The 1585-nt window shown below is 44.9% G+C and carries 3 protein-coding genes; all 3 read right to left on the bottom strand.

Annotation, left to right across the window (positions count from 1 at the left end; all coding sequences use genetic code 11):
* The coding region (locus L990_RS19470; RefSeq protein ID WP_052181102.1) for a phage tail protein at positions 1–508 on the bottom strand (508 nt) is incomplete at its 3' end.
* A 218-nt stretch (positions 509–726) separates the two neighbouring features.
* On the bottom strand, positions 727–1275 hold the full coding sequence (locus L990_RS16455; RefSeq protein WP_047451705.1) for a phage tail protein: 549 nt from the start codon (positions 1273–1275) through the stop codon (positions 727–729).
* A 26-nt stretch (positions 1276–1301) separates the two neighbouring features.
* A partial coding sequence (locus L990_RS20250; RefSeq protein WP_197057318.1) for a phage tail protein occupies positions 1302–1585 on the bottom strand: 284 nt, incomplete at its 5' end.

Genomic DNA, 1585 nt, shown 5'->3' with positions numbered 1-1585 from the left:
TGTTGTCATGAGGTTGTCCATTTCCTGCGGATACTCCTATAAGCGCTGTATTCGGAACAACGTTTGTTGTTTGAGGGGTATAATCCACATAGCTGTAAAGGACAGGAGCTCCAGTAGCCGTGGTGGCAAGCATGTTAGAGAGGAATACAGTAGAACCCGGTGTTTGGGTTGCTAACGACTGTTGGGTGTTTTCTTTCTTATCTGCATATGCCGTGTGGATATGACTTGGCATATTGTTGCTGGTTATCGTTGCCGTTTCATTTCCTCCTTTTTTTCCTATCAATTTTTGGGAATTTGCTGCGTTAGCACCCATAGGTACCTGTCCTTGAAGATTGGGAAGCGTGAAGTACGTGCGTCCATCGGTGTTTCCGTATATGCCGCCAATTACGGCAAATAGGGCTTGGTACGTCGCAATGTTTGCTTGGCTGCCATCGCAAAGAAGCCAACCTTCAGGAGTGAAGTTGTACGGAAACGCACGAATCTCTCCAATGAAACTTGAAGTGTCCATAATTTGTTTTTTTAATTGTTACTTTATTTGCTGTAAGCACAGGTATTTCCTGTGCGTTCATTATATCGTATGGCAGCGAACTAGTTCGCTGCTTTTTACTGTACGTAAATGGATATTGGATCGCTGTAAATCCGCTCTTCTTCCGCTCTCTTGTAGGTGCAGCGTAAGGTGTACTGTTTGCCGGGAGTTAGTCCGCTTATTTTTTATGTTTCAAATTATTACTGTTGAGGGAATATTCCTGTTTTTGCTATGATGTAGTTTATCGTAAGATATGGCATCAGATTATCGTGAGGAGTGCTACCTCCAGAACTTGAAACAGCAACAGTGTCAAGAGGCGAGTCTGGATCTGTAGTTCCAGTAGGAAGTGCTGCATATAGCTTGGCGCTGGTGTACGTTGTACCCTGTGGTACTGACACTGCAAGTATATTTGTGCCTGTTGGGCTAGCTGATGTTGCCGTATCTGCGTACGCATTTAGGGTGTGGTTGTGAGGAGGCATATTCGCGATGGTTAGCGCAACGGTATTGTCACCTCCTGTGAGCCCGGTAACATAATTCGTAGTCCCCAGCTGTCCACTGCCAACCACCACCTTCTCTCTTAAATCTGGCAGCGCAAAGGTTGTTGCTCCGTTTCCGCCGTAGGTTATTCCGAGTAGCGAGTAGAGTGCTTCATTACCTTGTATTGGAAGCGTTGATCCATCGCAAATAAGCCATCCAGAAGGAGGGTAGTAACCTGCGAACATCCTTATTTCACCTATATAGCAATCCATTTTCTGTAATTTTTAAGTTAAACAAATTAAGGTCTTGTTGGATATACACCTTGAGTTGCGATGCAGTACACCATGGTAACAAAGGGCATTCTGTTTTCGTGAGCTTGTCCACCGCCTTGTGTGCTAATGCTCTTGGGATTGAGGATTGTTTTTTTAGAAGCATCAGGGGTGCTGCTAACATACGAGAGCACATTGCCTGTATTCTTTTTGGTTTGGTTAGGATCAGTAGGAATGGTTTCATTCCCTAAAATGTTGGTTCCAGGGATCGCCGCATCGTAGGAGTCACGAACCATCATGTTGTGGTTATGCG

Origin of the sequence: Alistipes sp. ZOR0009, from assembly GCF_000798815.1 — a bacterium.
Taxonomy (GTDB): domain Bacteria; phylum Bacteroidota; class Bacteroidia; order Bacteroidales; family ZOR0009; genus Acetobacteroides.
Note: the sequence above shows the minus strand (reverse complement) of the source record. Positions and strands in the feature narration are given on the sequence as shown.

Coding starts and splice junctions, on each gene's coding strand:
- L990_RS16455 (WP_047451705.1), bottom strand. CDS start 1,275: ATGGATTGCTATATAGGTGAAATAAGGATGTTCGCAGGTTACTACCCT.